The organism is Enterococcus sp. UD-01, from assembly GCF_044909655.1.
Taxonomy (GTDB): Bacteria; Bacillota; Bacilli; order Lactobacillales; family Enterococcaceae; genus Enterococcus_L.
The window spans coordinates 45,371-71,734 of record NZ_JBIYEU010000015.1; the positions used below are offsets into that span (position 1 = coordinate 45,371).

At 36.7% G+C, this 26,364-nt stretch carries 22 protein-coding genes; 17 read left to right on the top strand and 5 right to left on the bottom strand.

Going from position 1 to position 26,364, the window contains the following annotated elements; genetic code table 11:
- Nucleotides 1–345 precede the first annotated feature (345 nt).
- Nucleotides 346–2,907: a hypothetical protein gene (locus tag ABH902_RS12140; RefSeq protein ID WP_404591086.1), complete on the top strand. Its 2,562-nt coding sequence runs from the start codon at nucleotides 346–348 to the stop codon at nucleotides 2,905–2,907.
- Between the two features lie 23 nt (nucleotides 2,908–2,930).
- On the opposite strand, the gene ABH902_RS12145 is transcribed toward ABH902_RS12140, so the two are convergent.
- Together ABH902_RS12145 and ABH902_RS12150 are read right to left on the bottom strand one after the other, a co-directional pair.
- A complete protein-coding gene (locus tag ABH902_RS12145) occupies nucleotides 2,931–3,200 on the bottom strand; it encodes a hypothetical protein (RefSeq protein ID WP_404591088.1) in 270 nt (89 codons plus the stop codon).
- A gap of 444 nt (nucleotides 3,201–3,644) precedes the next feature.
- A complete protein-coding gene (locus tag ABH902_RS12150; RefSeq protein WP_404591090.1) occupies nucleotides 3,645–3,956 on the bottom strand; it encodes a hypothetical protein in 312 nt (103 codons plus the stop codon).
- Nucleotides 3,957–4,078: 122 nt separating this feature from the next.
- On the opposite strand from ABH902_RS12150, the gene ABH902_RS12155 reads away from it, so the two are divergent.
- Nucleotides 4,079–4,309 (top strand): helix-turn-helix domain-containing protein, encoded by a 231-nt coding sequence (locus ABH902_RS12155; protein WP_404591092.1) that lies wholly within the window; start codon nucleotides 4,079–4,081, stop codon nucleotides 4,307–4,309.
- Nucleotides 4,310–4,606: 297 nt separating this feature from the next.
- Nucleotides 4,607–7,993, top strand: coding sequence for an AAA domain-containing protein (locus tag ABH902_RS12160; protein ID WP_404591094.1), 3,387 nt, complete (start codon nucleotides 4,607–4,609; stop codon nucleotides 7,991–7,993).
- A 239-nt stretch (nucleotides 7,994–8,232) separates the two neighbouring features.
- Here the strand turns inward: ABH902_RS12160 and ABH902_RS12165 are convergent, their stop codons facing one another.
- The 3 genes from ABH902_RS12165 to ABH902_RS12175 are packed head-to-tail and all read right to left on the bottom strand — an operon-like array spanning nucleotide 8,233 to nucleotide 11,124.
- Entirely contained in the window at nucleotides 8,233–8,583 is a 351-nt protein-coding gene (locus ABH902_RS12165; RefSeq protein WP_404591096.1) for a cupin domain-containing protein, read from the bottom strand.
- A 51-nt stretch (nucleotides 8,584–8,634) separates the two neighbouring features.
- Complete coding sequence (gene lsrK, locus ABH902_RS12170; RefSeq protein ID WP_404591098.1) at nucleotides 8,635–10,200, bottom strand: autoinducer-2 kinase; 1,566 nt, start codon at nucleotides 10,198–10,200, stop codon at nucleotides 8,635–8,637.
- A 12-nt stretch (nucleotides 10,201–10,212) separates the two neighbouring features.
- Nucleotides 10,213–11,124, bottom strand: a complete 912-nt coding sequence (locus ABH902_RS12175; protein WP_404591100.1) for a sugar-binding transcriptional regulator — start codon at nucleotides 11,122–11,124, stop codon at nucleotides 10,213–10,215.
- A 213-nt stretch (nucleotides 11,125–11,337) separates the two neighbouring features.
- Here ABH902_RS12175 and ABH902_RS12180 point away from each other — a divergent pair, with 213 nt between their 5' ends.
- From ABH902_RS12180 to cutD, 14 genes are all read left to right on the top strand, one after another.
- Nucleotides 11,338–12,840 (top strand): sugar ABC transporter ATP-binding protein, encoded by a 1,503-nt coding sequence (locus ABH902_RS12180; RefSeq protein WP_404591102.1) that lies wholly within the window; start codon nucleotides 11,338–11,340, stop codon nucleotides 12,838–12,840.
- The gene (locus tag ABH902_RS12185) at nucleotides 12,837–13,814 is read left to right on the top strand and encodes an ABC transporter permease (RefSeq protein WP_404591104.1); all 978 of its coding nucleotides are present in this window, start codon (nucleotides 12,837–12,839) and stop codon (nucleotides 13,812–13,814) included. Before ABH902_RS12180 ends, ABH902_RS12185 begins: the two co-directional genes overlap by 4 nt.
- A gap of 14 nt (nucleotides 13,815–13,828) precedes the next feature.
- On the top strand, nucleotides 13,829–14,899 hold the full coding sequence (locus ABH902_RS12190; RefSeq protein WP_404591105.1) for an ABC transporter permease: 1,071 nt from the start codon (nucleotides 13,829–13,831) through the stop codon (nucleotides 14,897–14,899).
- Nucleotides 14,900–14,982: 83 nt separating this feature from the next.
- On the top strand, nucleotides 14,983–16,068 hold the full coding sequence (locus ABH902_RS12195; RefSeq protein WP_404591107.1) for a substrate-binding domain-containing protein: 1,086 nt from the start codon (nucleotides 14,983–14,985) through the stop codon (nucleotides 16,066–16,068).
- A 29-nt stretch (nucleotides 16,069–16,097) separates the two neighbouring features.
- On the top strand, nucleotides 16,098–16,982 hold the full coding sequence (lsrF, locus tag ABH902_RS12200) for a 3-hydroxy-5-phosphonooxypentane-2,4-dione thiolase (protein WP_404591108.1): 885 nt from the start codon (nucleotides 16,098–16,100) through the stop codon (nucleotides 16,980–16,982).
- Nucleotides 16,983–17,163: 181 nt separating this feature from the next.
- Complete coding sequence (locus ABH902_RS12205; RefSeq protein WP_404591110.1) at nucleotides 17,164–18,024, top strand: MerR family transcriptional regulator; 861 nt, start codon at nucleotides 17,164–17,166, stop codon at nucleotides 18,022–18,024.
- A 527-nt stretch (nucleotides 18,025–18,551) separates the two neighbouring features.
- A complete protein-coding gene (locus tag ABH902_RS12210; RefSeq protein ID WP_404591112.1) occupies nucleotides 18,552–18,833 on the top strand; it encodes a BMC domain-containing protein in 282 nt (93 codons plus the stop codon).
- A 12-nt stretch (nucleotides 18,834–18,845) separates the two neighbouring features.
- A complete protein-coding gene (locus ABH902_RS12215) occupies nucleotides 18,846–19,856 on the top strand; it encodes a DMT family transporter (RefSeq protein WP_404591114.1) in 1,011 nt (336 codons plus the stop codon).
- Nucleotides 19,857–20,141 carry a hypothetical protein gene (locus ABH902_RS12220; protein ID WP_404591116.1) on the top strand — a complete coding sequence of 95 codons (285 nt, stop codon included), beginning with the start codon at nucleotides 19,857–19,859 and terminating at the stop codon, nucleotides 20,139–20,141.
- 614 nt (nucleotides 20,142–20,755) lie between these two features.
- Nucleotides 20,756–21,052, top strand: a complete 297-nt coding sequence (locus ABH902_RS12225) for a BMC domain-containing protein (protein ID WP_404591118.1) — start codon at nucleotides 20,756–20,758, stop codon at nucleotides 21,050–21,052.
- Between the two features lie 16 nt (nucleotides 21,053–21,068).
- Nucleotides 21,069–21,392, top strand: a complete 324-nt coding sequence (locus ABH902_RS12230; RefSeq protein WP_404591120.1) for a BMC domain-containing protein — start codon at nucleotides 21,069–21,071, stop codon at nucleotides 21,390–21,392.
- Nucleotides 21,393–22,817 carry an aldehyde dehydrogenase family protein gene (locus ABH902_RS12235; RefSeq protein ID WP_404591122.1) on the top strand — a complete coding sequence of 475 codons (1,425 nt, stop codon included), beginning with the start codon at nucleotides 21,393–21,395 and terminating at the stop codon, nucleotides 22,815–22,817.
- A gap of 24 nt (nucleotides 22,818–22,841) precedes the next feature.
- Nucleotides 22,842–25,382, top strand: a complete 2,541-nt coding sequence (gene cutC / locus ABH902_RS12240) for a choline trimethylamine-lyase (protein WP_404591124.1) — start codon at nucleotides 22,842–22,844, stop codon at nucleotides 25,380–25,382.
- Between the two features lie 18 nt (nucleotides 25,383–25,400).
- Complete coding sequence (gene cutD, locus ABH902_RS12245; protein WP_404591126.1) at nucleotides 25,401–26,351, top strand: choline TMA-lyase-activating enzyme; 951 nt, start codon at nucleotides 25,401–25,403, stop codon at nucleotides 26,349–26,351.
- Nucleotides 26,352–26,364: the final 13 nt, after the last annotated feature.

Here is a 26,364-nt window from a genome sequence, read left to right on the forward strand (position 1 = left end):
AAGAACGGATGAATGTCTTTTGACAGGAATCCGTTCTTTTTTGCTTTCAAAAACAAAAATTAGCAAGAATAATTTTGAAATTAATGACAACCATCGTCTGATTGAATTAATGTGCTTTTTTATTATTACTATGTTATTTAAAAAAAGGTACTTTGAATAAATGTATATATATTAAAAATAAAGCGTTACTCTTTTTACACTGATAAGTCAATTTATAATGAGATTAGTTTGTTACACTATGTTTTAATTTTTAACATCAATTAAGAAGGTTTATATGATATAATGATATTAATATAAAACAATAAGCTTTTTTTGGAATTTATAAAATATGAGAGGGTTGAAAAAATGAATAGTTCTTTACTAAATTACCAACTTAAAGAGGATATAGAGTTTGATGGAAATGTTTGGACTGAAATGAATGTTAACTACGAAAGAATTCTTTCAGAAGAGGATCTGGAAACAGTTTTAACTTCTAAATTAATTTCCTATAATGTAGAAATAATTGACGAGTTGAGTTTAGTGAAGAAAATTAAACCAAATAGCGACGAAACTAAAGAAACAAAAGTAAATAAGATTGTACAAGCTCTAGAGGAAGAAGAAATTAGCGATTGGTTACTCTTATTAGATTTTTCTGTAAGAAAACGAAAATCAATTTTACACATATATGTGGAACGCTTTAACGTGAGATATAATCATTTTCTACCTCAAATTATAGATATTTTTGAACAGGATGAAAAAAGAATCATAGATATTTTTATAGATTATCTATGGGCTCAAAAAGCTTCAGGAAGTACTTTTAATATAAATGGTGGGGAGTTAGATATTCAACGCCTGTATGATGCATTGAAAGATATAACATCATTAGTAAAATTTTCTGAAGGTATTAGTAATAAGCATTTAAAGCTATTATACAAAGTGCATTCTGTTTCAGAAATTGATAATAGTATTATAGTGCATATTTATCGACAAAAAGGGGATTCGACTTTACCCGATTTTGATGAAGCAGTTCGTAATAAAGAAGTGGAGTCGCTATTGTTATTGTTTAATAGTGAGGAAAACATAATTGAATTTAAAAGAACATCTTTAAAAGATTTGGAATTGATAACTGATTATTTTGAAACGGAATTCAATTTAGTTATTTCAGAAATTGAAGACGAAGTTTTCACTAATTATGAAAGCAATAATGTCAGAGAGGCATTTTTGTATGGAAGACCTGTAGAAAAGAATTTTGAATATGAGGTTGAAGAATTTCGTATTAACGAAATTGTCTTCCGGACATCAAATTTGAAATTTATGCCTGAAATTAGCTTAAAAAATGAAAGAAATAGCATCATAGAAGCAACACAAGAATTATCGGATAAAAAAATTATAAGATTTGATAGTCTAAAAAATATAAAATCTATTTTGGTAAATATAAATGGTCATAAGCGAAAAATTCGTCCTAGCATTCACGAAGATGGAAATATAACTCTATTATACAATGATGGGGATTTTGATAAAAATACTAAAAAAATGTTTGAAAACATTTTTCAGAGCTATTTTGGTATTCCGTTACTTAGAAAACTTTCTAATACACGTTTTAGAGAGGGGAGAGCTGAAAAGGTTGATTATTTGATGAGTTTATCTTTAGAAGATGAGGTAGAATATAATGATCAATCTATTTTAAAGGAACTAAAAGATCAACAGTTTATTCATATCAATAACGAAAACAAGTATTACTGTAATTCTTGTAATCTCGAAGTTTTACAATCAAACGAACAAGTTATTTGTGAGTGTGGATCAGATAGTTATTCTATTAAAGAGATAAAAAATATAGAGATTGATAATGAAAAAGCGACAAAATTTGTTATAGATAAGTTCTGTAATATATTTGGTTTTGAGAATGAAAAGACTAAAAGTCAAATGAAAATTAGATCAAAGTCATTTAATTATAATCTGTTAAAAAAGAATACGAATGAACTTGCGCAGGTTTTAGTAGTTGATACAAGACTAACTAATAATGAAGTGAAGCATCTCATACAGTCATTAACACCAACAATAATTGTTACTCTTGGTGTGCAAAATAAAGAAGTTGATAATCTAAAAGAAAAAGGCTTATTTGCAATAAGTTTTGGCGAATTGTTTATCGCTGAGGAAAGTTTAATGAATTTTGATAAAGTACAAGCTGAACTAAATGAATTCTTTTTACAAAAGAAACTTTTATGTACAAAAGCTGCTGACTATTCAATCAAGCGCTTAAAAAAAGTATTCATAGAGAATGAGCGAAGCGATTATACAGAGGATGACTTTGAAGATGATGTTTTTGCACTATTAAAGGAGTTAGTCCCTAACAGTGTGAAGTGGGGGAAAGAAAAGAAGGGAAAAGCTTATCCTGAGGGAATATTTGCTATCTCCACTAGAGATACTTTAAACAAAAAAATAAATATGTCTTTTTCATTTGATTGTAAGTTTAATAAAGATGAAAAAGGATATGATTTAACTAGTAGTGAGAAGCGTAAGGCAGTTGAATATGTAGAAGGATTGAATAGAAGCTCATACATAAATCGATTTAGTGATTCAAATTATTTGAGCCTGCATATTTTTGTTTCAAACAAGTTTAAGGAAAAACAGAAAGTAACTATGAAAAATCATTTTGAAGAGCATCTTGATACGCTTATTCCCACTAAGCCAGCCTTTTTGACAATTTCATGCTTAATACACATTTTTGATTTTTACAGAAATCATTTTGAAGAAATAAATAAAGAACGAAATGCCTTTTATGCTTGCTTAATAAGAATTTTTCATATGCAAGAAATAACAATAAAAGGAATCGATGAGATTTTTGAAGATGTATTAGATATCGATTTATCTGAAAATAAATTTCTTAATGTAGATAAGGTAAAATTAATTAAAAAAGCTGAAAATTAACAATTTTCAGCTTTTTGTTTACATTAAATCTTCTCTCTCTGAACCATCCTCGCCACAATCTCCTCACTCTCCTTCAAAACCTCCTCAAAATCCCCAGAAAAAACCTGATACAACTGCTGACAAGAATAATACCGCAGCGGCATTTCCTTCTTATTCCTCGTAATCTTCCTATCAAAAAACTCATCCAAATAAACCAACGACTTCTGCTGAGATCGAAGCTTGATCAACTCATTTCGCATATCCAAAATATCTTGATAAGGTATTGCCTTTAAATTCTGTTCTTTACTCATCATTACACATCCATCCTTTTTTTGTAAAACTACAAAAAAACGATCAGACCTATCAGTTCCTCATCGTGCGCGATAGTTCATCAAAGAACGCATATAATCGCCAGAAAGAAGAAAGTATACACTAATAACCCTAGACAAATCCATCAAAAATAACTATAAAACATTCGAGTACTTCGGAACGTGCTATCGTCAACTCATATAAGCAGCGTGAGGCTGTTTATTTGGAGCATTGCAACGTGATACTAGTTAGTCAGGTTGTAAGGTACCGTTTTTTATTTTTCTATTTTTAACTCCGTACATTATTACTTTATAAAAAATCAATCATAGAATAGAAACAAAAAAGGCATTGGCACAATGTCCAATACCTGAATAAGCCAATAGTATCTTAAAGAAATCCAGCAATCCTTTCTAATTGTGCTCAAAAGCTAGTAAAAGTAACAGTTAAATTCATTGAGACATTCTAACTTTTTCTTTTTTCATTAATTGATCAAGCTGCGTTTCTAAACGATTAATACAAGTTGAATAATCATTCATAAATGTACCAAAAATCTGGGATATAGAGTAGTATTCTTTCACAATCTTTTTCTTGTCCAGCGGTAATTTCCTGTTAGCAAAATGAATATCTACGATCTCTAAAATTTTTGTCCATGATTCAAGCTGTTCGAGGGTATCTTTCATGGCATACATGTCTTGGTATGAAACTTGTTTGATGGGTTGGTTGTTCGCGGTTGTTAAAAGCTCTACTTTTTCTTTTTTCATTATTTTTCCTCCATATACTTTGTTTGAAATTTAAAATTCATGTCTATGTAAACAACACTGTAGGAATATTATACTATATGATGGTTATGTAGACAACAAAAAATTTGATTGGAGGTATCGTTTTGAATAAAAATGATTATGAATTAAAGGTTGAGATTTTAATCAATAAGTTGTTGGCTGAAAGAGGAATGTCTTTGAGGGAACTTGCCAGATTATCGGGAATAGAACCATCAAATTTAAGTAATTTAGCCAATGGGAAAAGAGAAAGAATTTATTTAGAACATATCGAACGTATAGCAGAAGCTTTGGAAATCACAGATATATCAAAAATATTAAGACTTACAAAGAAATAAAAATATTGAAGGAAAAATAAAAGAGTGTATAGAAAATAAATTTATTTCTATAAGTAAATAAGGTTTTTACAGAAACTGAATTAAAAAAGATATTGTTCTGTGTTCATGTGTGTCAGTTATTATTATCATAAGGTTGAGTAACGTTCTAAACTTGAACCTACTCAGCTTTTTTATTAACTAAAATTCGACATTTTCCATTATAATCTATATTAATTTCCGTCATTATGTTATATGATTTAATTGTAAATGAATAATATGACAATATGTGAATATATTTTGATAGGATGAAAATAGAAAATGAAAAAAATTATTGATTATTACAAAACAAGCCTAGAACAAGCTTCTTTATCAGAAGTAAAACCAACAAAAAATAAATCACTCCAAATATCATTTCAAGACTATCTTACTGGAGTTGTCAAAAATCTAAATGATGAAACAATAGATCGCTTATTTGAAGAACATGAGGAAGAAATTGAAGTTTTTCTTTTTCCAATTCAAATGCAATCTGGCTCTGGTAAATCTGAAAAACGGTTATATCCTTTGATTATCCCAGCAAGTCTGTCTAAAAATGGCGAGTTGAAACATGTAGCCTATGGTGTTCCTTGGATTCCGAGAATGTTACTTGCGCCTGTAGAAAATTCGAAGCTATCTGTAATCGGTGAAAATGATGATTATCTTCAATTTATAGAAAGCCATTCTTTTCGGGAACTATCTTGGAACGAATACACTCAGTTGACAAATGAATTGTTTGAGTATGTAAGCAAACAAAAAATCACAGATTTAACTGAAATCGCTTGGTTCAAGAAAGTAAATGAAAATGTTTTAGTATTCAAAGGTGCATCAAATGGCGGAGCTGCTCAAAGAATTGTAAAACTATATAACTCAATAGCAGAATACAGTGGAGATTTGCCATTATTAAACAATTTTTTAGGTAGTCAGAATAGCTCAACAGATCCTAACTTACTATCAGAATCAAAGCAAAAAGAAATGGATAAGTTTCATTTAGGTCAAATGAAACCAACTTTCGGACTTTCTCCTAGCCAGCGAGAAGTAGTTCGACATATGAATACATTAAATAACGGGGAAATCATAGGAGTAACTGGTCCTCCTGGGACAGGAAAAACGACCTTACTGCAAAGTATTATTGCTACAAACTGGATTAAAGCGGCTATTGATCAAAAGCAACCGCCAATTTGTATTGTTTCCTCAACCAACAATCAAGCTGTTACGAATGTCATTGAAAGTTTTCAAATAGATAACAGTCAAGGAACTAATTTTGATTTAAATCATTTCCCTGATTTTACAGAATTATCTTCACTAAAGAAAAAATTCAACCTGTTTGAAAAACGCTGGATTCCTGAACTGGATAGTTATGGTCTATATATTGTTAACAAAACAAAATATTCTGAAGAATCTTTAGCAGCAATGAAAGCAAAGATTAGTAGTGATAATAATGAATTCTTAGAAAGAATGGAATCAATAGAGTTTTTAGAACAAGCAAAAGTGTATTTTTTATCGAATTTTGAACAAATGTTTAATAAAAAAGACTGCACCATTAAACATGCAAAAAAAGAAATTCATCGTTGGCTGGTTACGTTATCTAACGATTTGGAGGATCTTGTTGAATTTCATTCTAAAAGAAAAAACTATAAAGCATTGACAACAGAAATAAATAATCTTTTGGATGAGCTTGCTGATTCAATAGATAAAAATCAACTAAAGATCACATCCTTAAAAAAAGTCTGTTTTGAGTGGGAAACTTTTAATTCCAAGGCAAGTAATATTTTAGATATTGTTCCACATTTAAAACAAAAACGTGAACAAGAAAGAAAACAGAAATTCTGTCAACTCAATGAGCTTTCCTCAATTGAGGAGTTAGAAAGCTTATTAAAAAAAGAAAAACGGTTAGCAAAGTCTTTATTAGCAAAAAAAGAGCAACTATCAACGAACTACAAAACTATAAAGAATGAAGAACAACGCTATCAACTGCTCTTAAAAAGATACCATCTAAGTCAAGGGCTAAGATACGATGAACTTAACGAACACTTAGATAAAACGATTCGGTATTTACTATTTGTGTTTAGTACGCATTATTGGGAAGCAGAGTGGCTTATTTCCATCGAAAAAATGAACAAAAAAGAGCAGTTAACTAATTCTGTTAAAACAATAAAAGAATACCAACAAAGATGGCTCAGAAGTGCTATGTTGACACCTTGTACTGTTGGAACACTTTACCAAGTACCAGTATTTTTCTCTTATGAAAATAAGCCAATGTTTAATTTTATTGATTTATTAATTACGGATGAATCAGGACAAGTTAGCCCTGAAATAAGTACTGCTAGTCTTTCACTTGCAAAAAAATATTTAGCAGTTGGTGACACAAAACAAATTGAGCCTATCTGGAATATGGCTAAAGAAGTAGATAAAGGAAATATACTTAAACTACTTACAAAAAATCAAGATGAAATGTCACTATTCATGAATAGTGGACTATCGGCATCTTGTGGCAATTTAATGAAAGTTGCCCAAAATAGAAGCAAATTCCATAAATATACACATTTAAGTGGTGGTTTATTCTTAAGTGAACATCGCAGGTGTCTACCGGAAATTATCACTTATTGTAACGCTTTGGCATATGATGGAAAGTTGGAAGCTAAACGAGAAGAAGAAGAGAATTATTATAAAGATAAATTACCACCTATGGGCTATGGACATATTATTGGAAAAATGGCGCGAAAAGATAATAGTATGGCAAATATAATTGAAGCGAGAACGATAGCAAATTGGATCAATGATCAAAAAGATACATTATTGGAAATGTATAACAAGCAAACCATTGGAGAAGTTATAGCAGTAGTTACGCCTTTTAAAGCGCAAAAAATTGTAATAAACAAAGAATTAAAAAAATTAGGATTTAAAGAAAATGAGATCGTTGTTGGTACAGTCCATGCATTGCAAGGTGCTGAAAAATCTGTAGTGATTTTTTCGACTGTTTATGATTTTTCTTATAAAGGTACCTACTTTTTTGATAAAAGTGTTCATATGTTAAATGTTGCGGTATCTAGAGCAAAAGATAGCTTTTTAGTTTTTGGTGATACAAATATTTTTAGTTTAGAGGGAAATTCGCCTTCTTCGCAGCTAGCAAAAATAATTTTTGCATCAGAATACAATGCCATTCGTGGATTAGAAAAATACAATAAAGCAGCAGAAGGAAATGTCCAAAGAATAGAAGGTGCTTCTGCTCATGACGACTACTTAAAAAAACTGCTTAATCGAACCGAGAAATGTATTCATATAGTTTCGCCCTATGTATCTTATTATACTTTAAAAAATTATTGTCCGGATTTATTGAATTTGATAGGAGAAAAAGTGAGAAGTGGAAAAGAGATTTTTATCTATACATCTCCATCTATCAACCAAAGTAGGAAAGCTAGTTACGAAGCTGGTATGAAATTGTTAGAACAGACAGGTGCCAAGTTAATTGATCTGAATCGGGTCCATAGCAAAATGGTTATTGTAGATAAGCTTGCTTTAGTAGATGGATCATTCAATTGGTTTTCAGCTAGCAGAGAAGAAAGTTATCACTATTACAATTGGGATACTTCTATTGTTTTTTATGGTAAAGACGCTGATGAGATGATTGAGAACCGATTGGAGCTATTAAATGAAAGAATAGTTAAGTGAATTTAAATTATTGAAAAATAAAGTAAATAGGAATAGTTAATTTGTTTTTGTTTACGTGGAGGAAAAGGAGAAAGGTTATTTAAAGTAAAAAATTGAAACTGAATAGGTTAAATTGTTCAGTTTCAATTTTTATATTGTTATTATTTTGCAAGAGCATATTGTTCCATTTTCAAGTATGTCAGTTACTATTTATCATACTAAATATTTCGTCATAGCCCTATAATTATTAATACACAATTTTAAACAGTATAATCAGGGACTTCTACTTTATCGATTTCTTGATAAGGCGCCAAAGTAGAAACCATTAAAACGGGTTCGTCATAGGCGTTTTTTACATAATGCACTTCTTTAGGTTCGATATGAATCATTTGTCCGGCAGATAAATGGTGAACTTCATCATCGACATATACATCTACTTTGCCTTCTAAAATATAAAAATTTTCTTCCATAATATTGTGATAATGTGCTGGGAAATCTTGTCCGGCATTAAAACGAACTAAAGCAAAATTGGAGCGCGGGCCTTTCATTAAATATTTTGGACCGCTATCGCCAAATCTGTAATCTTTGTCTTTTTCATCTACAATAAACATTCTTTTTCCTCCGTTGTTTTCATATTTTTCGTGATAATAGCTGCAAAAAAGTTATTTTACTCCTGGCGCTATCCACATATAATTAGTAGCGCCGCTATCTGAAAGTGCCAGCTGAGATTGGTAAACGGTTTGCCAGGTTTGATAGGCTTCCATATAAAGCATGTGATTGTCGGCATCAGGATAATAAATAGTATCAAATTCGATTCTCTGCGTTGCTTCTGACAGGGAAGGGAAAAGACCGGTTCCAACTCCAGCCAGCAGGGCAGCACCTAATGCTGTCGCTTCTTTTTCTTTTGGTGTTTTAACAGGAATGCCCAAAATATCACAAATGATTTGGCACCAAAGAGAGCTATAGGAGGAGCCGCCTGCAAATATTACTTCTTTGGGAAATTCTCCGGTTAAATTAGCGACTAATGATAAATGTCCGTACGAAATTAAACCGGCATTTTCCATGATAGAGCGATAAAAGGTATATTTATTAAATTTTTCTGGATCAATTGTGAAATTTGTAAACGTAGGAGCAGCATGTTTCAAATTCACAAAATCCATTAAGTTAGCAAAGGTACTGATCATCCCGTGAGAGCCGGCAGGGATCTGCTGGGCTTTTTTATCTAGGAGCGTATAAACAGACACACCTGTTTTTGAAGCTGCTTTCTTTTCTTCTTGACAAAAAGCATCGCGAAACCAGCGCATCGTTAAGCCAGCATTCCAAGCAATAGCTTCAAACTGCCACAATTTGGGCACTGCATGGCAATTAACACGAATGCGAGCTTCTGGGTCAGTTAATACTTGGTCTGTGTTAAATTCGTATTGCCAAAAGCTGCCTCCAAAAAGGGCTGCTTGGTGCGGCTGGGTAATGCCGATGCCGATGCAACCTAACTGTGCATCGCCACCGCCGGCTACTACAGCTGTAGTGGTGGACAAACCAGACAAGTGAGCCGCTTCGGTATTTATTTGCCCAATAATGGATCCGCTTTCAAAAACCTCTGGGAAAATTGTTTCTTTAAGACCACATAAATCTGCCAGCTGAGGTGCCCACGTTCGTTTTTCCAAGTCGAACAAGCCGGTAGTACCGGCGTTACTAGGTTCGGTGCTTAATTTTCCGGTTAATTTAAAGATGATCCAGTCATTAAGCATACTTATATAAGACAATTTTTCGTATAATTCAGGTTCATGTCTTTTAACCCACAGTAATCTAGGAATGGAACTAAGGGCAAAGGTTTGGCCGGTTTGTTTGTAGAGTTGTTTTTCTAATTCAGGATAGTGTGTTTTTAAGAAAATCGCTTCTTCCGTGCTGCGGGCATCGACATTTGAAAAAGCCATTAGTTCATTGAATTGCTCATCATAAAGAACAATGCCTTCTCGCATGGAAGTAGTGCTGATACCGACAATCGCTTCCGGGTCGATTGAATGATTGATTAGTAAATTCTTGATACAAGTGACAATAATTTGCCAATTCTTTTTGAAGTCAAAATCAATACTCCCCGTATATTGTGGATTTGGCCGGTGATACCATTCGATTTGTTCGATCGCTTGTTGTTTACCATTTTGATCATAAATAACTGCTCGGAAACTACCTGTTCCGCCATCTAAGGCTAAAAGTAATTTTTCAGTCATAGTGTCATCTCCTCAAAGATATTCAGCAGTTGTTTCATCGGTAATGATCGTGTTTATATAACCTCCTGTTAAAGCGGCGCGGATAGCGTCAATTTTTTCTGCTCCGGCGGCCACAGCAATCACATTGTCTTTCTCTTTTAATTGCTCCAAATCGGTGCTAACGAGCTTTTCTTCAATTTCTGAGTCGATTAACTGCCCGTTTTCATCAATAAAGTGCATAAGAATATCCCCAACAGCGCCTTGCATTTTTAATTTAATAAAATCATTGTTGGTTAAAATATGAGAGCTTAAAACAGTAGCTTCGTCATTCATACCACCGATGCCGACAACTGAAACCTGTGATAAATTATTCATCTCGATAATTTCTTTTACAGGTGCTTCTTTTTTGATATTTTTCGCTGTTTCTTTAGAACTCATGAAAAGTGGAGTTGGTAAAAGATATAAGTGAGCTCTAAAAATACTGGACTCGTTATTAGGTAAATAAGGCGCTACACCTCCAGTCATGGAAATAATTGAAATATTTTTGTTTGAAATGGTTGCTAAATTATTTAGGATTTTGCTGACCGTATCACCGTATCCCATACTGATATATGCGTTATCTGTAATAAGATCATTAATGTACATTGCTGCTGCTTGGGCGATTGTATCATTGACATTTTCTTTAGCTGAAAATGGTACTACAAAAGCATCTTTTAATTGATATTTTTCGATTAATTTGGTTTCCAGATTGATTTTCTTTTTAGCTAAGGTCGAAAATTGAAATTGAACAATTTTTCTTTCACGAGCGGTCTCTAACATCTTGATAACTTTGATGCGAGTGATATTTAGCTGCTCACTGATTTCTTTTTGAGTTAATTGTTCGATATAGTACAGCCAAGCAACTTTAGTTAAAAGAGAATTTTCATAAAAATCATTATTAGACAATTTATTCACGCTCCTAACAAATGTATAATTATTGTAACAATTGTTTTTGTTATATTCAAGTGATAACTAAAAGTATTTTAAAATTTAATCATTGACATCGCTTTAGATTGCGATTATTATGTGTGTATAAAGATCAAGAAAGCGTTTTCTTTTTAGACAAATGTTTTTATTTTTAACAAATGTAATAAAAGTGGAAGGAAGGATGAGGAATGAATGAGTGAGAATACCTTGTTAGATTGTCGAGCCATAGTGAAGTCATTTGGTGATAACCATGTGTTAAAAGGGATCGACTTATGTTTACACTCTGGTGACGTTATTTCTATTATTGGTGGCAACGGCGCTGGCAAAAGTACACTAATGAAAATTATCATGGGTATTTATAAAGCAGATAGCGGGAGCCTTTCTATTGGTAACAAGGAATTAAAGTCAATGAGCCCTTCAGTTGCGCTTGCGAACGGTGTCTATCTAGTGCCACAAGAGCCGATGCTGTTTGCAAACATGACTGTACAAGAAAATATTTTGTTAGGACTTTCAGGGAAAAAAGCTGACAATAAGCAGAAGCTAAATGAACTGATTGCGGATTTAGGTTGGAACATGGATGTCGATCGAAAAGCAATGACACTTTCAATTGCTGAACAGCAGTTAGTCGAAATTTTAAAAGGGATTATGCGGGAATCCAACATTCTTATTTTAGATGAACCAACCAGTTCATTAACCTTTAATGAAATTAACTCTTTATTTACAGTTATTGAAGATTTAAAACGTAAAGGTGTTGGAATTGTTTATATTACTCACCGTTTAAATGAGGTATTTGAAATTTCCACTAAAGTAGTGATTATGCGAGACGGTAAAATTACTTTAGAAGGAAAAGTTACAGAATTTACCAATGATATGTTGATTGCTGCTCTTTTACCTGAAGAAGCAAAGCTGGAAGAGGAAAAAGAAGAGGTGGAAAAAATTGTTGAAGCGAAAGGAGAAGGGCATCCGGTTTTAAAGATTGAACATTTATCGGGGAATGGTTTTTCAGATATAAGCTTTAAGGTTTGCTCCGGTGAAATTCTGGGCTTGGCAGGAGTAGTGGGGGCAGGAAGAACCGAGCTAGCTGAAACAATTTTTGGTAGAGATGAAGTTCATAAAGGACAAGTTCTCTTAGAAGACAAAAATATTACGGGTCTTTCTACGCGAAAAGTAATCGAAAGCGGCTTGAATTATGTACCGGAGGATCGCTTTAAAAATGGAATTTTTAAAATTAGCGATATTGGGATGAATATTTCATCGGCATCGTTACGTTCTATGGGCAAAATCTTTGTTGATCGTCATTATGAAAGGGCTTTATATGAAGAGTATAAGCATTCATTTAAGATAAAATCCTCCTCGCTTGACGAAGAAATTGGTACTTTATCTGGTGGGAATCAGCAAAAAGTGGTCATAGCCAAAGCTTTAGCTTCAATTCCTAAGCTGTTGATTTTAGATGAACCTACACGGGGGATTGATGCCGGAGCCAGAGAAGATGTGTACAAAATTATTTATAAATTGAAGGCTCAAGGAGTAGCAATCCTATTGATTTCCTCTGATATGGAAGAAATTGTTCAACTGGCAGATCGAGCATTAACCATGTATCGCGGCAAATTAAATGGAGAATATTTTGGGCAAGAGATTACTCCAGATAATTTGATGAGTTCTTCATTCGGGGTTACAAAGGAGGCTGTTTCATGAAAAAGCTTTTAAAATCAAGGGAAATATCTTCAGTAGGAGTTATTGTTGCGATTTTCTTATTGGTAGGCTTGTTTAATCGTAGCTTTTTATCAATGAACAATATTTTTCAAACGATTAACGGAAGTGCAGTTTATGCGGTTGTAGCATTAGGGATTGCTTTTGTCTTGTTTACTGGTGAAATTGATGTGTCAGTTGGCGCAACGTTGGGATTTTCGGCAGCTCTTGCAGGAACTTTAATTAACCAAGGGGTATCAATCCCCATCACCTTTTTAGTGGCTATTTTGTTTGGCGTGTTTATTGGGATTGTTAATGCCATTGGTGTTCTGTTTTTTAATATCCCTTCAATTATCATGACATTAGGCACTAACGGTATTGTCAGAGGCTGCATTTACGTGTTTACAGGTGGAAAATGGATCGAAAACTTGCCGATTGCCTTTAAAAGCTTAGCACAGAAATCTCTTTTTGGAAGTATTTCCCTATTTTTTGTCAGTGTTTTGGTATTAACGGGAATATTGTATCTGCTGTTAAACCAAACGGAAACAGGCAAAGCGTTCAAGGCGGTTGGGGATAATATCGATGGAGCTAAGTTAATTGGCATTTCCGTAGTCAAAACGAAGGTCTTAAGTTTTGTTTTATGTGGAGCCTTTGCTGCGCTGGCAGGTGTTTTCTATGCTAGTCGGGTTGGTTTTATTACACCAACTGCCGGCGTAGGTTACGAAATGACGGCCATCGCAGCTTGTGTCATAGGAGGCATTAACTTAAACGGAGGAGTTGGTACTGTTTTTGGTAGTGTAACGGGAGCCATTATTATGGCTTCAATTAGTCGAGTGCTAGTGTTCTTAGGCTTTCCCTCAACCTTTGACAATACGATCACAGGCTTGATTCTGATCATTATTGTGGTTGTTGGTGCTGTGATGAATAGACGATCAATTGAAAAACTTAGAAAAGAACGCCTATCTGCAAAAATAGGATAGAAAGGAGTAAGTCCATGGAAAGTATAAAAAGTTCTAAGCGACCAGCAATAGAAAAGGGAAAAAACGATGATAGCGCACGTTCTTTTAAGTTTAAATGGCGTTGGGAATATTTTTTGATTTTCTTATTAGTGTTAGAGGTTGGCATATTCGGCAGTCTTAACAGTCGTTTCTTCAATCCAGTTGTTTTAATGGGAAGTATCACGGATTTTATGCCGATCTGTATTATTTCACTTTTTGTGACTTTTGTGATGATTACTGGAGGAATTGATATTCAAGCAGGTTCAATTGTAGGACTTACCTCGATTAGTATCGGTTTGCTGTGGTCAGAAGCTGGCGTGAATATTTGGCTGGCGCTTTTGATTGGGATAGGTATTGGAGCATTGTGCGGACTGCTTAGCGGGACTTTAATTGCAACAACTGATGTTCAACCGATGGTAATAACATTAGGCGGTTCCTTTCTATTTTCAGGAATTGCGGTTGGAATTACCAGCTTAAGCTCTGTTGAATCTTATAAAGGAATCAGCGGTTTTCCTGATCATTTTATGAATTTATTTAGGGGAACGATTGGCGGGATTTCTAAGCAAGTAATTCTCTTTCTTCTATTAATTGTGATTAGCTATATTTTGCTGCATAAAACACAGTATGGCCGAAAAATATTTTTGATTGGGGTAAATCGAAACACCGCAGAATATTCAGGTATCAAGTCAAGTTCGATTATTGCTAGTACCTATGTTCTTTCAGGAATCGCGGCTGCGATTGCCGGAATTGTGTTGACTGCCTATTTAGGTACTGCCAAAGCAGATTTTGGGAAGGAGCTGACATTACCAATTATTACGGCGGTCGTTTTAGGCGGAACATCAAATTATGGTGGGAAAGGAAATGTTTTAGGGACAGCGCTCGCTTCGTTGGTGATTGGAATTATGCGTTTTGGTTTATCAATGTCAGGTCTCAACACTCAATATCTGGATATCCCAGTTGGCATGTTGCTGATTGCTGCTTTAATTTTACGTTCATTTATTGACGGCGGTCTTATTGCTAAAACAGTGAAGAAGGTTTTCAAAAAAAACAAAGAACATTTTAGCTAATATAAACTGAAATAAGCATCAATAAGATTTACACGATATATCTGTTTCAAATGAAAAGACCTAATGAGGAGGAAAAAACTGATATGAAAGCAAAAAAATGGTTAGGCATGTCGTTGATTTTGGGGTTAGCTGTAGTTGGACTGAGCGCATGTGGTGGGGACAACAAAGAAAGTGAGGGAAATAGCAAAGAAAAGACAGTAGTCTTTATTCCAAAGCTTTCCGGAAACGCTTTTTTTGAATCCGGTAATGACGGTGCACAAGAAATGGGGAAAAAGCAAGGCTTTAAAGTCAAATATGATGGGAATCCAGAAGCTTCTGTTGCTAATCAGGTAACGATTGTTAACAATGCGATTCAACAAGGAGTAGATGCCATTTCTATTTCAGCAGTAGATGCAACTGGTTTAGATGATGTTTTGAAGCAAGCCGAGGCAGCCGGAATTGCGGTGACTACTTGGGATTCTGATGTCTCATCTGATGCGCGAAAATTAATGGTGGCGCAAGGAACACCAGAACAGTTGGGTGACATGTTGGTAGATATGGGCGTAGATGCGTTGAAAAAACGAGGGGAAGACCCGGAAAAAGATACGATTAATTATGTTTGGCATTACTCTCAATCCACAGTACAGGATCAAAATTCATGGCAAAAAGCTGGTGAAGACTATATCAAAGAAAAATATCCAAACTGGAAAAATGTTGCCCCAAAAAATTATTACAGTGAGCAAAATGCAGAAAAGGCAATTACTGTAGGTGAAGCCATTCTTTCGGCACACAAAGATATTGACTTGATTATTTGTAACGATTCAACCGCTTTGCCAGGACAACTACAAGCTGCACAAAATAATGGCTTGGATAAAAAAGACGTAACTATTACTGGTTTTGCTTCACCAAACTCTATTCAAGATTATGCTAAAGCGGATATATTAGAAGAATGGGGATTGTGGGACGTCAAAGTTCAAGGCGGTATGGCTGCTTATTTAGCTAATTATTTAGCGGAAGGAAATGATTTAAAAGTTGGCGATAAAGTAGATATCCCGGATGTAGGAAGTGTGGAAGTAATGAACAACTCTGTTTTAAATCCGGACGCTAAAGATAGTAAAGACAGCGGTGTGGTGATTATGCCTGAAAGAACCGTTTTTACTAAAGAAAACATGGGAGATTATGATTTTTAATCTAAAAATTATTAGGAGGAAATAAGACAATGGCAGATATCGATGGAATGAAAGTGGCAAAGGATTATCATTTAGATGTACCAGCAAAAGTGACCGGAGATTTCCATGTAAAAGGTGCTAGTAACGCTGAGTGGGGTATGAAAAAGCACTTATCCAATATTTTTGATAAAAAAAGCGGCAACACGGTGATGTTTGCCTTTGACCATGGCTATTTTATGGGCTCAACTTCCGGATTAGAACGACTGGATATTATCATTCCTGAAATCATGGATGAAGTGGATGTGTTAATGGGAACTCGGGGCGCATTGCGGACAAGTGTTGATCCTGCTTGTGGAAAAGCGATTGCCTTGCGAGCAACATCTGGTTCTTCTATTTTATTTGATGATTTGAGTCATGAAATAAACGCAGTTGATATTCAAGAAGCAGTACGCTTAAACGCAGACTGCTTGGCAGTTCAAACCTTTGTCGGCGCTGAAGGTCAATTGTCCAGCTTACAGAACCTATCTGAAATGGTGAATTTAGGTTCGCGCTACAGTATTCCTACTATGGGGGTTATCGCAGTTGGAAAAGAAATGGAAAGAACCGATCGTTTCTTCAAATTAGCGACCAGAATCGTAGCAGAATTGGGTGCTAATATTATTAAATCTTATTATTGTGATAACTTTGAAGAGGTCGTTGCTGCTTGTCCAGTGCCAATTGTGGTTGCTGGGGGCAAAAAATTACCGGAACAAGAAGCGCTAACCTTGGCTTATAAGGCAATGAGCGGTGGTGCTAAAGGGTTGGATATGGGCAGAAATATTTTTCAAAGTCAACATCCTAAAGCAATGGCAAGAAGTATTGGAAAAATCGTTCATGAAGGCTTTAATGATCAAGAAGCTTTCGAATTTTATAATGATATGGTGAATGAAGGATAAAAAGAGTAGTTGTGATTAACTATGTTGCAGTATAGAATTAGCTCTTTTCGAAATTCTTTGTTGTCATTTTTTACAGTCAAACAACAATTCCAACAAAGAGCAGCAAATTCCCCTCCCCCCCTTGACAAACACTACCCGATTATCAATAATGTAAGTGGTTGCGTTTAATGGAGATAAGCAAATGAATAAGATGGAAAACTGTGTAGATGTAAATCAGATGTACTCGATTGGCGAGGTTGCTAAGATTTGCAATGTTTCCCGCAAAACATTGCGTTTCTATGAACAATTGGGGTTAATCACACCGGATTATGTTTGTTTGGAAAATGGGTACCGTTATTATACGGAAAAGACAATGAATTTGATTCCTGTCATCAAGTATTACAAACAAATGGGCTTTAAGCTGCAGGAAATGGGTAATGTGCAGAATACTGGCGATTATTTTTATCAGGAGACGAATTTCTTAGCGAAGCTATCTGAGTTAAAACGTGAGGAGCAGCGAATTCGCAATAGCTATACGGCTGTGTCGGATTGGCTTGGTTTGCTGAGAGAAGGCTCGATTGCGATTGAAAATCAGCTGAGTAATGTGAATGTGAAATATTTGGATCGGGAAAGCTATGTGTTTATGGAGCAGGATTTTTGTTATAACTACATGGATGCGGTCATCAATATTCCTTGGGTCAATTACTTAGAAGAGCAGGGCTGTGAAATTACGGGTCCGGTGATTCTTCATTTTGAGAATTGTGAGGAAAAGATGCACTGTAAGTCGCGGAAAATGAAGGTGATGCAAAAGCCTGTCAGTATAGCAAATAGCGAGACGCCGTTGACCTTTTTTGGCGGTCAGATGTTTTTGTCCAGTTATTATTTAGGCGATCCTTCGAATGTCTGTCAACAGTATCAAAAGATGTTGGAATGGGCCAAAGCAAACGACTATCGCTGCTCAGATGAGGTTTATGAACGTTATGTGATCGATTATTGGTCAACGATGAATGCGGATAATTTTGTGACGGAGCTGCTGATTCCTGCGGAAAAGCTGCGCAAATAAAAAGAGGAATAAAACGACGTGTATCATTGCTGTTCTATACAGGAATGATATACGTCGTTTTTAGTTAACTCAATGAAAGGTTGTCCTTAGGGGCAATCTTTTTTATTTGTTATTATTTTTGGAGATATACATTGTAAAGTGAGGGCTTTTGTTTAATATTTGCGTTATTTTATATTTTTTAGATAAGTAAAGAAAGTGAAAAAGTGAGCAAGGGTAAATAGTGTTGTTTTGTTTATTGTGAAAAAAGCAGCAAATGCATTTTTGTCTGCCAAAAATATTTCATTTCAATAAATAAAATGACTCTTATTTTTTAATTGTTATAAAACAGGGATTTTATTGGATTATCCGTACTACAACAGCGGTTGATTCTCATTTATAAAGATTAATTGAGAAAGAGCTGTCATGGTAACATAGGTAGTTTATATTTTAGAAAAAAATCTTCTTGACTACTCCCTTAAGGGAAGCCTGTAAAGTAAGTGATAGCAATAATGAAACCGTTTTACGGTAACTATTAGGAGGAAGCAAACATGAAATATGATGCATTAGGAATGGTAGAAACAAAGGGCTTGATCGGATCAATCGAAGCAGCAGATGCAATGGTTAAAGCGGCCAATGTTTCACTCGTTGGAAAAGAATTTGTCGGTGGTGGTATTGTAACGGTCATGGTGCGTGGTGATGTTGGTGCAGTGAAGGCTGCGACAGATGCCGGTGCAAGTGCGGCAGAGCGTGTAGGTGAGCTGTTATCCGTTCATGTGATTCCGCGTCCGCATGGTGAAGTGGAAACAATTTTACCAGCAAATAAACAGTAAGGGGAAACGTCGATGAATAGTGAAAAAAGTATTCTGGGTGTAAATACAAATGCAGATTTAAAAATGAAAGAGGTTAGCAAAGGGTTTCAAGTGAAAGGAATTACCAATGGCCTCGTTTCAGGAATCACTTACGGTATTTATTCAACGTTAGTTGTGGTGGCTAGCGGGTATGATCCGCTGATTAGTGCAGCAGGCTTTTTAGCGGCACCGTTTGTTTGTTCAGGCTTAAACGACTTTTTTGCCGGTGTTTTTCTTTTGTTTTATAACGCAAAGCATGGACGGTTAAAGGAAATCATCCGCATGCTTAAAACGAAGCCGGGAAAAATGCTGGTGATCGGCTTTTTATTAGGTGGACCGATCGCAAATGGCGCCTATCTTGTTGGGTTGGCGATGGCTGGTGCGTATGCGATTCCAATTTCAGCGACTTGTAGCTTGTTTGGCGCTTTGTTCTCTTGGATTTTCTTAAAGCAAAAACCAACAGCCAGAATTGTTTTGGGTATGGTGGTTTGTGTGGCAGGAGCAATCGTGATTAATTTGGTCAAACCGGAAGGCGCACCGAATTTTACTTTAGGAATTATCTGTGCCTTGATTGCAGCTGTTTCATGGGGCTTGGAAGGTGTCTTTTCAAGCTTTGGCGGCGCGATGATCGATACCGATGTTGCGGTCAATTTACGTGAATTAGTTTCCGGCTTGTTCGTCATGATTTTAGTGTTGCCGTTTGTTGGCGGTGTTGGACTTTTGTTTAAAACCTTAGCTGCTGGCACGCCGGTAATGTGGCTGTTGTTGTCTGGTTTAAGTGCAGGTATTTCTTTCTTAACCTGGTATAAAGCGAATGCCATGGTAGGAACTGCTGTCGGTATGTCATTGAATGTGACTTATGCGTTTTGGGGTGTGATTTTCAGTGTCCTTTTCCTTGGACAAACCGTAACACCAACGATGGTAATCGGGTCAATCGTGATTGTGATCGGTGCAATTTTAGTGACGATGAATCCTTTAGACCTCTTTAGAAAGGGGGAAGCGTAAATGCTTTTACCTAGTCGGACAGCAGTTTTAAATCAGATGTATGATCAAAGAGAATTCGATGTAAAGAAGATCATGGCGGAATTAAAGCCTCAGTATGGGCATGAAAAACAGTTTAATGAGAAATTATATCTGGAGCATTTAATGGCATTGGAAGCAAATGGTTTGGTTGAATTAACGAATTATTGTTTAGATGAGCAAGGAGAATTACTGATGTCGTATACGATCACAGAGGAAGGTCGGACGACTGTAGAGAAGTATATTGATAAAACGTATCGCTTGGTGTGATCGCTGGGCTGAGTGAGTGGAGGAAGGTTCTAAGGGAAATAAGGATTTTACTATTTTATTGAAAATTTCCTATTTTTTAGTCGAATCTGAACGAGTCCACTTCACTTTTATAATATCTAGCTTCGTGGGTTAGCTCTTCGGAAAAAAGATAAAATTGGTTTGTGTCAGAGAGCGACACAATCAAATTTTCCTATTTTTCTGCCAGAGCTTACCAAACCCACTCTGCTTTTATAATATCTAGCTTCGTGGGTTAGCTCTTCGGAAAAAAGATAAAATTGGTTTGTGTCAGAGAGCGACACAATCAAATTTTCCTATTTTTCTGCCAGAGCTTACCAAACCCACTCCGCTTTTAATTTATCCAGCTTCGTGGACTAAACTCTCGGAAAAAAGATAAATTTTAAATGAGCAAATAACGTTCAGTTAAAATTTCCTATTTTTCAGTCGAGTCTAAACGAGTCCACTTCACTTTTATAATATCTAGCTTCGTGGGTTAGCTCTTCGGAAAAAAGATAAAATTGGTTTGTGTCAGAGAGCGACACAATCAAATTTTCCTATTTTTCAGTCAGAGCTTACCAAACCCACTCCGCTTTTAATTTAGAAATGGGGGATTTTTTTTGGTTTATCGTGGTGAGGAGGCGTTGGGGCTGATTGAGACTGTTGGTCTGGTTCCTGCGTTGAAGGCGTGTGATGAGATGTTGAAGGCCGCCGATGTTGAATTGGTTTCTTATGAAAATATTGGTTCAACGTTGGTGACAATCATGGTTAAGGGTGATGTTGCTGCGGTTGAGGCTTCGGTGGCTGCCGGGGCTCGCGCGGCGGAGGCGATTGGGACGTTGACTGCTCAAAATGTCATGCCAAGGCCGATTCCAGCTGTTGGAGAGATCGTTTCTGTTCATGCAATAGAAGCTTAATTATAGGGGGAAACAAATGAAAACTTTTGAAGCGATTGGCGCCATTGAAACGTTTGGCTTAGTCTTTGTTTTAGAAGCCTGTGATGCGATGTGTAAAGCGGCCGATGTTGAATTGGTTGGTTATGAAAATGTGGCATCCGGCTATATTTCAGTTATTGTGCAAGGAGATATTGCTGCTTGTCAATCTGCGGTTGAGGCAGGGGTTAAAGCCGTAGAAAGTATGGGAGCGGAGGTTTACAGCTCGGTTGTCATTGCGGGTCCGCATCTTGATTTAAATAAAATTATTAATCGCTATCAGTTAAATACTCTTTTATCTGAAGAGGAGGGAGATGCAGTTTAGATGCAGCAAATAGATAAAGATCTATTGGCGATTCAAGAAGCACGTATTTTAGTTGAAACAGCACGGGATGCTCAATATTTAGTGAAGGATTATAATCAAAAGCATTTAGATCAGATTATCAATCATCTATTGGAGCAGGTAAAGCCTGAAATTAAAGGCTTTGTTGCAGCAGAAATAAAGGAAACTCAGCGTGGCTGTGCACAGGACAAGGAAACGCTGATCAATCAATTTTTAGCAGCTTTGACGGAAGAACTACCAAAACAGCAATGTGTGGGTGCTCTTGTAAAGGATTCTGCGGGGAAGATTTTACAAGTCGGTGTACCAGTCGGCGTGATTCCAGTCCTACTGTCCAATGAAAATGTTGTTCTAAATACTCTATATAGCTTAATTATCGGTATTAAATCCGGTAACGCGATTTTAGCCGTTCCAGACCCACAAGCACTTACGACGACCTCTTTAGTCGTAAAAAAAGTCAAGCAAATTTGTGAAGCGAAGGGACTGCCAAAGGGCTGTTTAAATTGTGTAGAACGTGTAACCGAAAACGGGGTAAAAGAAGTATTGAATCATCCAGAAACGGCAATGATCTTGGTGATTGGAAATTCAAACTATACGGACGCAACCATCAACCAAAAACCAATTATTTATGGCAGTTCCGGAGCAACTCCTGTTTTTATTGAACGTTCAGCAGTAATTAAAGTGGCTGTGGAAGCAATCATTCAAAGTCGTTCCTTCGATCATGGCTTGTTGCCGGGAGCAGAACAATATTTGATTGCTGAAAGTGTCATCGCATCAGAAGTAAAAATGCTGATGCAGCACTCGGGAGCCCATTTTCTATCGCGAGAAGAAGAAGCCAAACTTTTGGCGCTGCTTCAGCCAAAGGATAATAAGATCAATCCTGTTTGTGTCGGGAAAAATGCGGTTTGGCTGGCAGAGCAGGCTGGCTTTTCGGTTTCTGAAAAGACAAAGGTTTTAGTTTCTGAACAACAATATCTTTATGAAGATGATCCTTTTGCGAATGCAATGAAATGCCCAGTGCTGGCCTTTTATTTGGAGCCTGACTGGATTCATGCCTGTGAAAAATCTATTCGTCTTTTAAAAGAGAAAAATAATGGACATTCACTAGCGATTCATTCCCAAAATACCACGGTACTGAATGAATTTGCCTTAAAAAAACCAGTAGGCAGAATGATTGTCAACGCACCAGCCGGCTTTGCCAGTCTGGGCTTGAATGCTAATTTACCATTATCGGTAATTTTGGGTGGTTTTACAACAGGTCGAGGCATTAGTGCTGAAAATGTTACAGCCGCCGATCTGACCTATATCAGGCAAGTCAGTTATCCAATAAAAGCTCCTGAACCGACAACTGCAGAAACTGTCGATAAACAATTACTAGAAAAAGTGTTACGAAAGATATTGGAAAAATAATAGGATATAAAGTGAGGGAATACGATGGATATTAAAGAGTTTTCAGCAAAATTAGCTGAAGCAACGAAAGAATTAAGTCCTGAAGAACAAACGGCATTAATGAAAATGTTTGCGACTGTTTCAGATGACTTAAATACACCGAGTACCACTAGCGGCGGATTTTCGACTGACGGACAAACAGGGATTCCGGCAGGGATCACACCTCGTTTAGAAGCTTTAAAAGAAAACTACTTAAAACAAGTACCGTCAATCACTACCCACAGAGCACGGGTAATCACGGAAATTGCGAAAGAAAATCCCGGAATGCCTAAAAATATTTTGAGAGCAAAATCATTCAAGCGCTGCTGTGAAACAGCACCTTTAGTTATTCAGGAGAATGAATTGATCGTTGGTGCACCAAATGGAGCACCGCGGGCCGGATCATTTTCTCCCGATATTGCTTGGCGTTGGATGGAAGATGAAATTGATACCATTTCCGAACGTCCGCAAGATCCATTCTTCATTTCTGATGAAGATAAAAAAATCATGAGAGAAGAGCTGTTTCCATTTTGGAAAGGGAAATCCATTGATGAATATTGTGAAGATCAGTTCCGTGAAGCGGGCGTTTGGGAGTTGTCAGGCGAATCCTTTGTCTCTGATTGTTCCTACCATCAATTGAACGGCGGTGGTGATTCTAATCCAGGCTATGACGTAATTTTAATGAAAAAAGGCATGCTGGACATTCAAAAAGAAGCCCAAGAGCAGCTTGAAAAGCTGGACTATGGCAATCCTGATGATATGGAAAAAATTTATTTTTATAAATCCATCATCGATACAGCAGAAGGGGTTATGATTTACGCCCGTAGAATGTCTGAATACGCAGCTCAATTGGCGCAAAAAGAGTCAGATCCTAAACGAAAAGCGGAGCTGCAAAAAATCTCTGAGATTAATGCAAAGGTGCCGGCACATAAACCAGAAACCTTCTGGGAAGCAATCCAAGCGGTTTGGACCATTGAATCGTTGCTAATCGTTGAAGAAAATCAAACAGGGATGTCGATTGGTCGAGTGGACCAATATATGTATCCATTTTTTAAAAATGACTTAGCGACAGGTAGAATGAATGAATTCGAAGCCTTTGAGTTAGCGGGCTGTATGTTGATCAAGATGTCAGAAATGATGTGGATCACCAGTGAAGGCGGTTCTAAATTCTTTGCCGGCTATCAACCATTTGTCAATATGTGTGTCGGCGGTGTTACCCGTGAAGGCTATGATGCAACGAACGATTTGACTTATTTGCTGATGGATGCAGTTCGTCATGTCAAAGTATATCAACCGTCGTTAGCGTGCCGCATCCACAATCGTTCACCTAGAGAATATCTGAAAAAAATCGTTGACGTGGTTCGTGCCGGAATCGGTTTTCCTGCCTGTCACTTTGACGATACGCATATCAAAATGATGCTGGCAAAAGGGGTTTCTATCGAGGATGCGCGTGATTATTGCTTAATGGGCTGTGTGGAACCGCAAAAATCAGGTCGTTTATATCAATGGACCTCCACTGCGTATACCCAATGGCCGATTTGTATTGAATTAGTGCTCAATAATGGCGTGCCGTTGTGGTACGGGAAAAAAGTTTGTCCTGACACAGGAGACTTAGCGCGCTTCAAAACTTTTGAAGAGTTTGATGCAGCGGTTAAAGAGCAAATCAAATACATCACGAAGTGGTCATCCGTTGCAACGGTGATCACGCAAAGAGTTCATCGTGATTTAGCGCCTAAACCATTAATGTCATTAATGTATGAAGGCTGTATGGAAAGCGGCAAAGATGTAGCCAGCGGTGGTGCGATGTATAACTTTGGTCCGGGCGTTGTCTGGTCAGGTCTTGCAACATATGCAGACTCGATGGCGGCTATCAAAAAGCTAGTCTTCGATGAGAAGAAATACACCTTAGAAGAATTAAATCGTGCCTTGAAAGCGGACTTTGTCGGTTATGAACAAATTCGTACAGATTGCTTAAATGCACCAAAATACGGGAATGATGATGATTACGTTGACTTTATTGCTGCCGATTTGATTCATTTTACAGAAAAAGAACACAGAAAATACAAAACATTGTATTCAGAGTTATGTCATGGGACGCTATCGATTTCAAATAATACGCCGTTAGGACAATTGACTGGGGCATCTGCGAATGGTCGCAAAGCTTGGGTACCATTGTCAGACGGTATCAGTCCAACTCAGGGTGCTGATTTCAAAGGTCCGACAGCGATCATTAAATCGGTTTCTAAAATGGCCAATGATACGATGAATATGGGCATGGTTCACAACTTCAAAATTATGTCAGGTATGTTAAGTACGGCGGAAGGTGAAGAAAGCCTGATCACCTTGTTGAAGACAGCCAGTGTTTTAGGCAATGGCGAAATGCAGTTTAACTATTTAGATGATGAAACATTGTTGCAAGCGCAAAAGCATCCGGAAGAATACCGCGATTTAATCGTTCGCGTGGCAGGTTACAGTGCCTTCTTCGTTGAGCTATGTCAGGATGTCCAAGATGAAATTATCAGCCGGACAATGTTAACGAAGTTTTAACACTGGAGGATGAAAGAAATGAATAACCCGAGCATGGAAACAATCGAAAGACAAGTCATGACTTTTAATGTACAGAAATACAGCTTATACGACGGCCCCGGCATTCGCACGATTGTCTTTTTCAAAGGCTGTCCGCTGCGGTGTCAGTGGTGTGCGAATCCAGAAGGTCTGAGAAGAAAATTCGAGGTAATGTATAAAGAAAACGTCTGTAGTAACTGTCGCGCTTGTGTCGATGTGTGTCCGGTGGGAATTCATTATGTGGACGAAAACGGCAACCACCAAGTCAATCGGGACATTGCTTGCACCGGCTGCCGTGCCTGTTCAGATGTATGTCCGATGGCTGCTTTGAATATTACCGGTGAGCTTAAATCTATTTCAGAAGTGATGGAAATTGTTCATGAGGACGATGAATTTTATGAACAATCCGGCGGCGGGGTGACGCTTAGTGGTGGTGAGTGTACAGCTCAGCCGGAAGCAGCCTTGGCTTTACTTCAAGCCTGTAAAGCGGATGGTATCAATACAGCAATCGAAACCTGTGGTCACTCTAGAATGGATCGCTTGCTCAAAATCGCTGAATATGTGGATCTTTTCTTATTTGATCTGAAGCATATGGATCCCGTTCGGCATAATGAATTGACCGGAATCAGCAATGAAAAGATTCTGGAAAACTTAAAAGAGATTTTAGCGCAGGGACATGATGTGCAAATTCGCATGCCGATGCTAAAAATGATTAATGACAGTCAACAAGAAATTCAAGCCATCATTGAATTTTTACTCCCATACAAAGAGTACCCGAATTTTCATGGCATCGATTTATTGCCTTACCATAAATTAGGGGTCAATAAATATGGACAGCTTGGCATGGAGTATCCGGTAGCCGGAGATCCTTCATTATCAGATCCTGAGCTTGATCAAATTGAAAGCTGGATCAAAGACTATGATTTTCCGGTGAAAGTTGTTCGGCATTAAAAGAATAACGTGA

Excerpts from the sequence above, each read along its gene's own strand:
- ABH902_RS12185 (WP_404591104.1), top strand. The coding sequence starts at position 12,837 with ATGAAAAAGCTTTTAAAATCAAGGGAAATATCTTCAGTAGGAGTTATT.
- ABH902_RS12180 (WP_404591102.1), top strand. The coding sequence starts at position 11,338 with ATGAGTGAGAATACCTTGTTAGATTGTCGAGCCATAGTGAAGTCATTT.
- lsrF (WP_404591108.1), top strand. The coding sequence starts at position 16,098 with ATGGCAGATATCGATGGAATGAAAGTGGCAAAGGATTATCATTTAGAT.
- ABH902_RS12235 (WP_404591122.1), top strand. The coding sequence starts at position 21,393 with ATGCAGCAAATAGATAAAGATCTATTGGCGATTCAAGAAGCACGTATT.
- ABH902_RS12195 (WP_404591107.1), top strand. The coding sequence starts at position 14,983 with ATGAAAGCAAAAAAATGGTTAGGCATGTCGTTGATTTTGGGGTTAGCT.
- ABH902_RS12145 (WP_404591088.1), bottom strand. The coding sequence starts at position 3,200 with ATGATGAGTAAAGAACAGAATTTAAAGGCAATACCTTATCAAGATATT.
- ABH902_RS12165 (WP_404591096.1), bottom strand. The coding sequence starts at position 8,583 with ATGTTTATTGTAGATGAAAAAGACAAAGATTACAGATTTGGCGATAGC.
- cutD (WP_404591126.1), top strand. The coding sequence starts at position 25,401 with ATGAATAACCCGAGCATGGAAACAATCGAAAGACAAGTCATGACTTTT.
- ABH902_RS12150 (WP_404591090.1), bottom strand. The coding sequence starts at position 3,956 with ATGAAAAAAGAAAAAGTAGAGCTTTTAACAACCGCGAACAACCAACCC.
- ABH902_RS12230 (WP_404591120.1), top strand. The coding sequence starts at position 21,069 with ATGAAAACTTTTGAAGCGATTGGCGCCATTGAAACGTTTGGCTTAGTC.
- ABH902_RS12190 (WP_404591105.1), top strand. The coding sequence starts at position 13,829 with ATGGAAAGTATAAAAAGTTCTAAGCGACCAGCAATAGAAAAGGGAAAA.
- ABH902_RS12210 (WP_404591112.1), top strand. The coding sequence starts at position 18,552 with ATGAAATATGATGCATTAGGAATGGTAGAAACAAAGGGCTTGATCGGA.
- cutC (WP_404591124.1), top strand. The coding sequence starts at position 22,842 with ATGGATATTAAAGAGTTTTCAGCAAAATTAGCTGAAGCAACGAAAGAA.
- ABH902_RS12140 (WP_404591086.1), top strand. The coding sequence starts at position 346 with ATGAATAGTTCTTTACTAAATTACCAACTTAAAGAGGATATAGAGTTT.
- ABH902_RS12205 (WP_404591110.1), top strand. The coding sequence starts at position 17,164 with ATGAATAAGATGGAAAACTGTGTAGATGTAAATCAGATGTACTCGATT.
- ABH902_RS12215 (WP_404591114.1), top strand. The coding sequence starts at position 18,846 with ATGAATAGTGAAAAAAGTATTCTGGGTGTAAATACAAATGCAGATTTA.
- ABH902_RS12220 (WP_404591116.1), top strand. The coding sequence starts at position 19,857 with ATGCTTTTACCTAGTCGGACAGCAGTTTTAAATCAGATGTATGATCAA.
- lsrK (WP_404591098.1), bottom strand. The coding sequence starts at position 10,200 with ATGACTGAAAAATTACTTTTAGCCTTAGATGGCGGAACAGGTAGTTTC.
- ABH902_RS12160 (WP_404591094.1), top strand. The coding sequence starts at position 4,607 with ATGAAAAAAATTATTGATTATTACAAAACAAGCCTAGAACAAGCTTCT.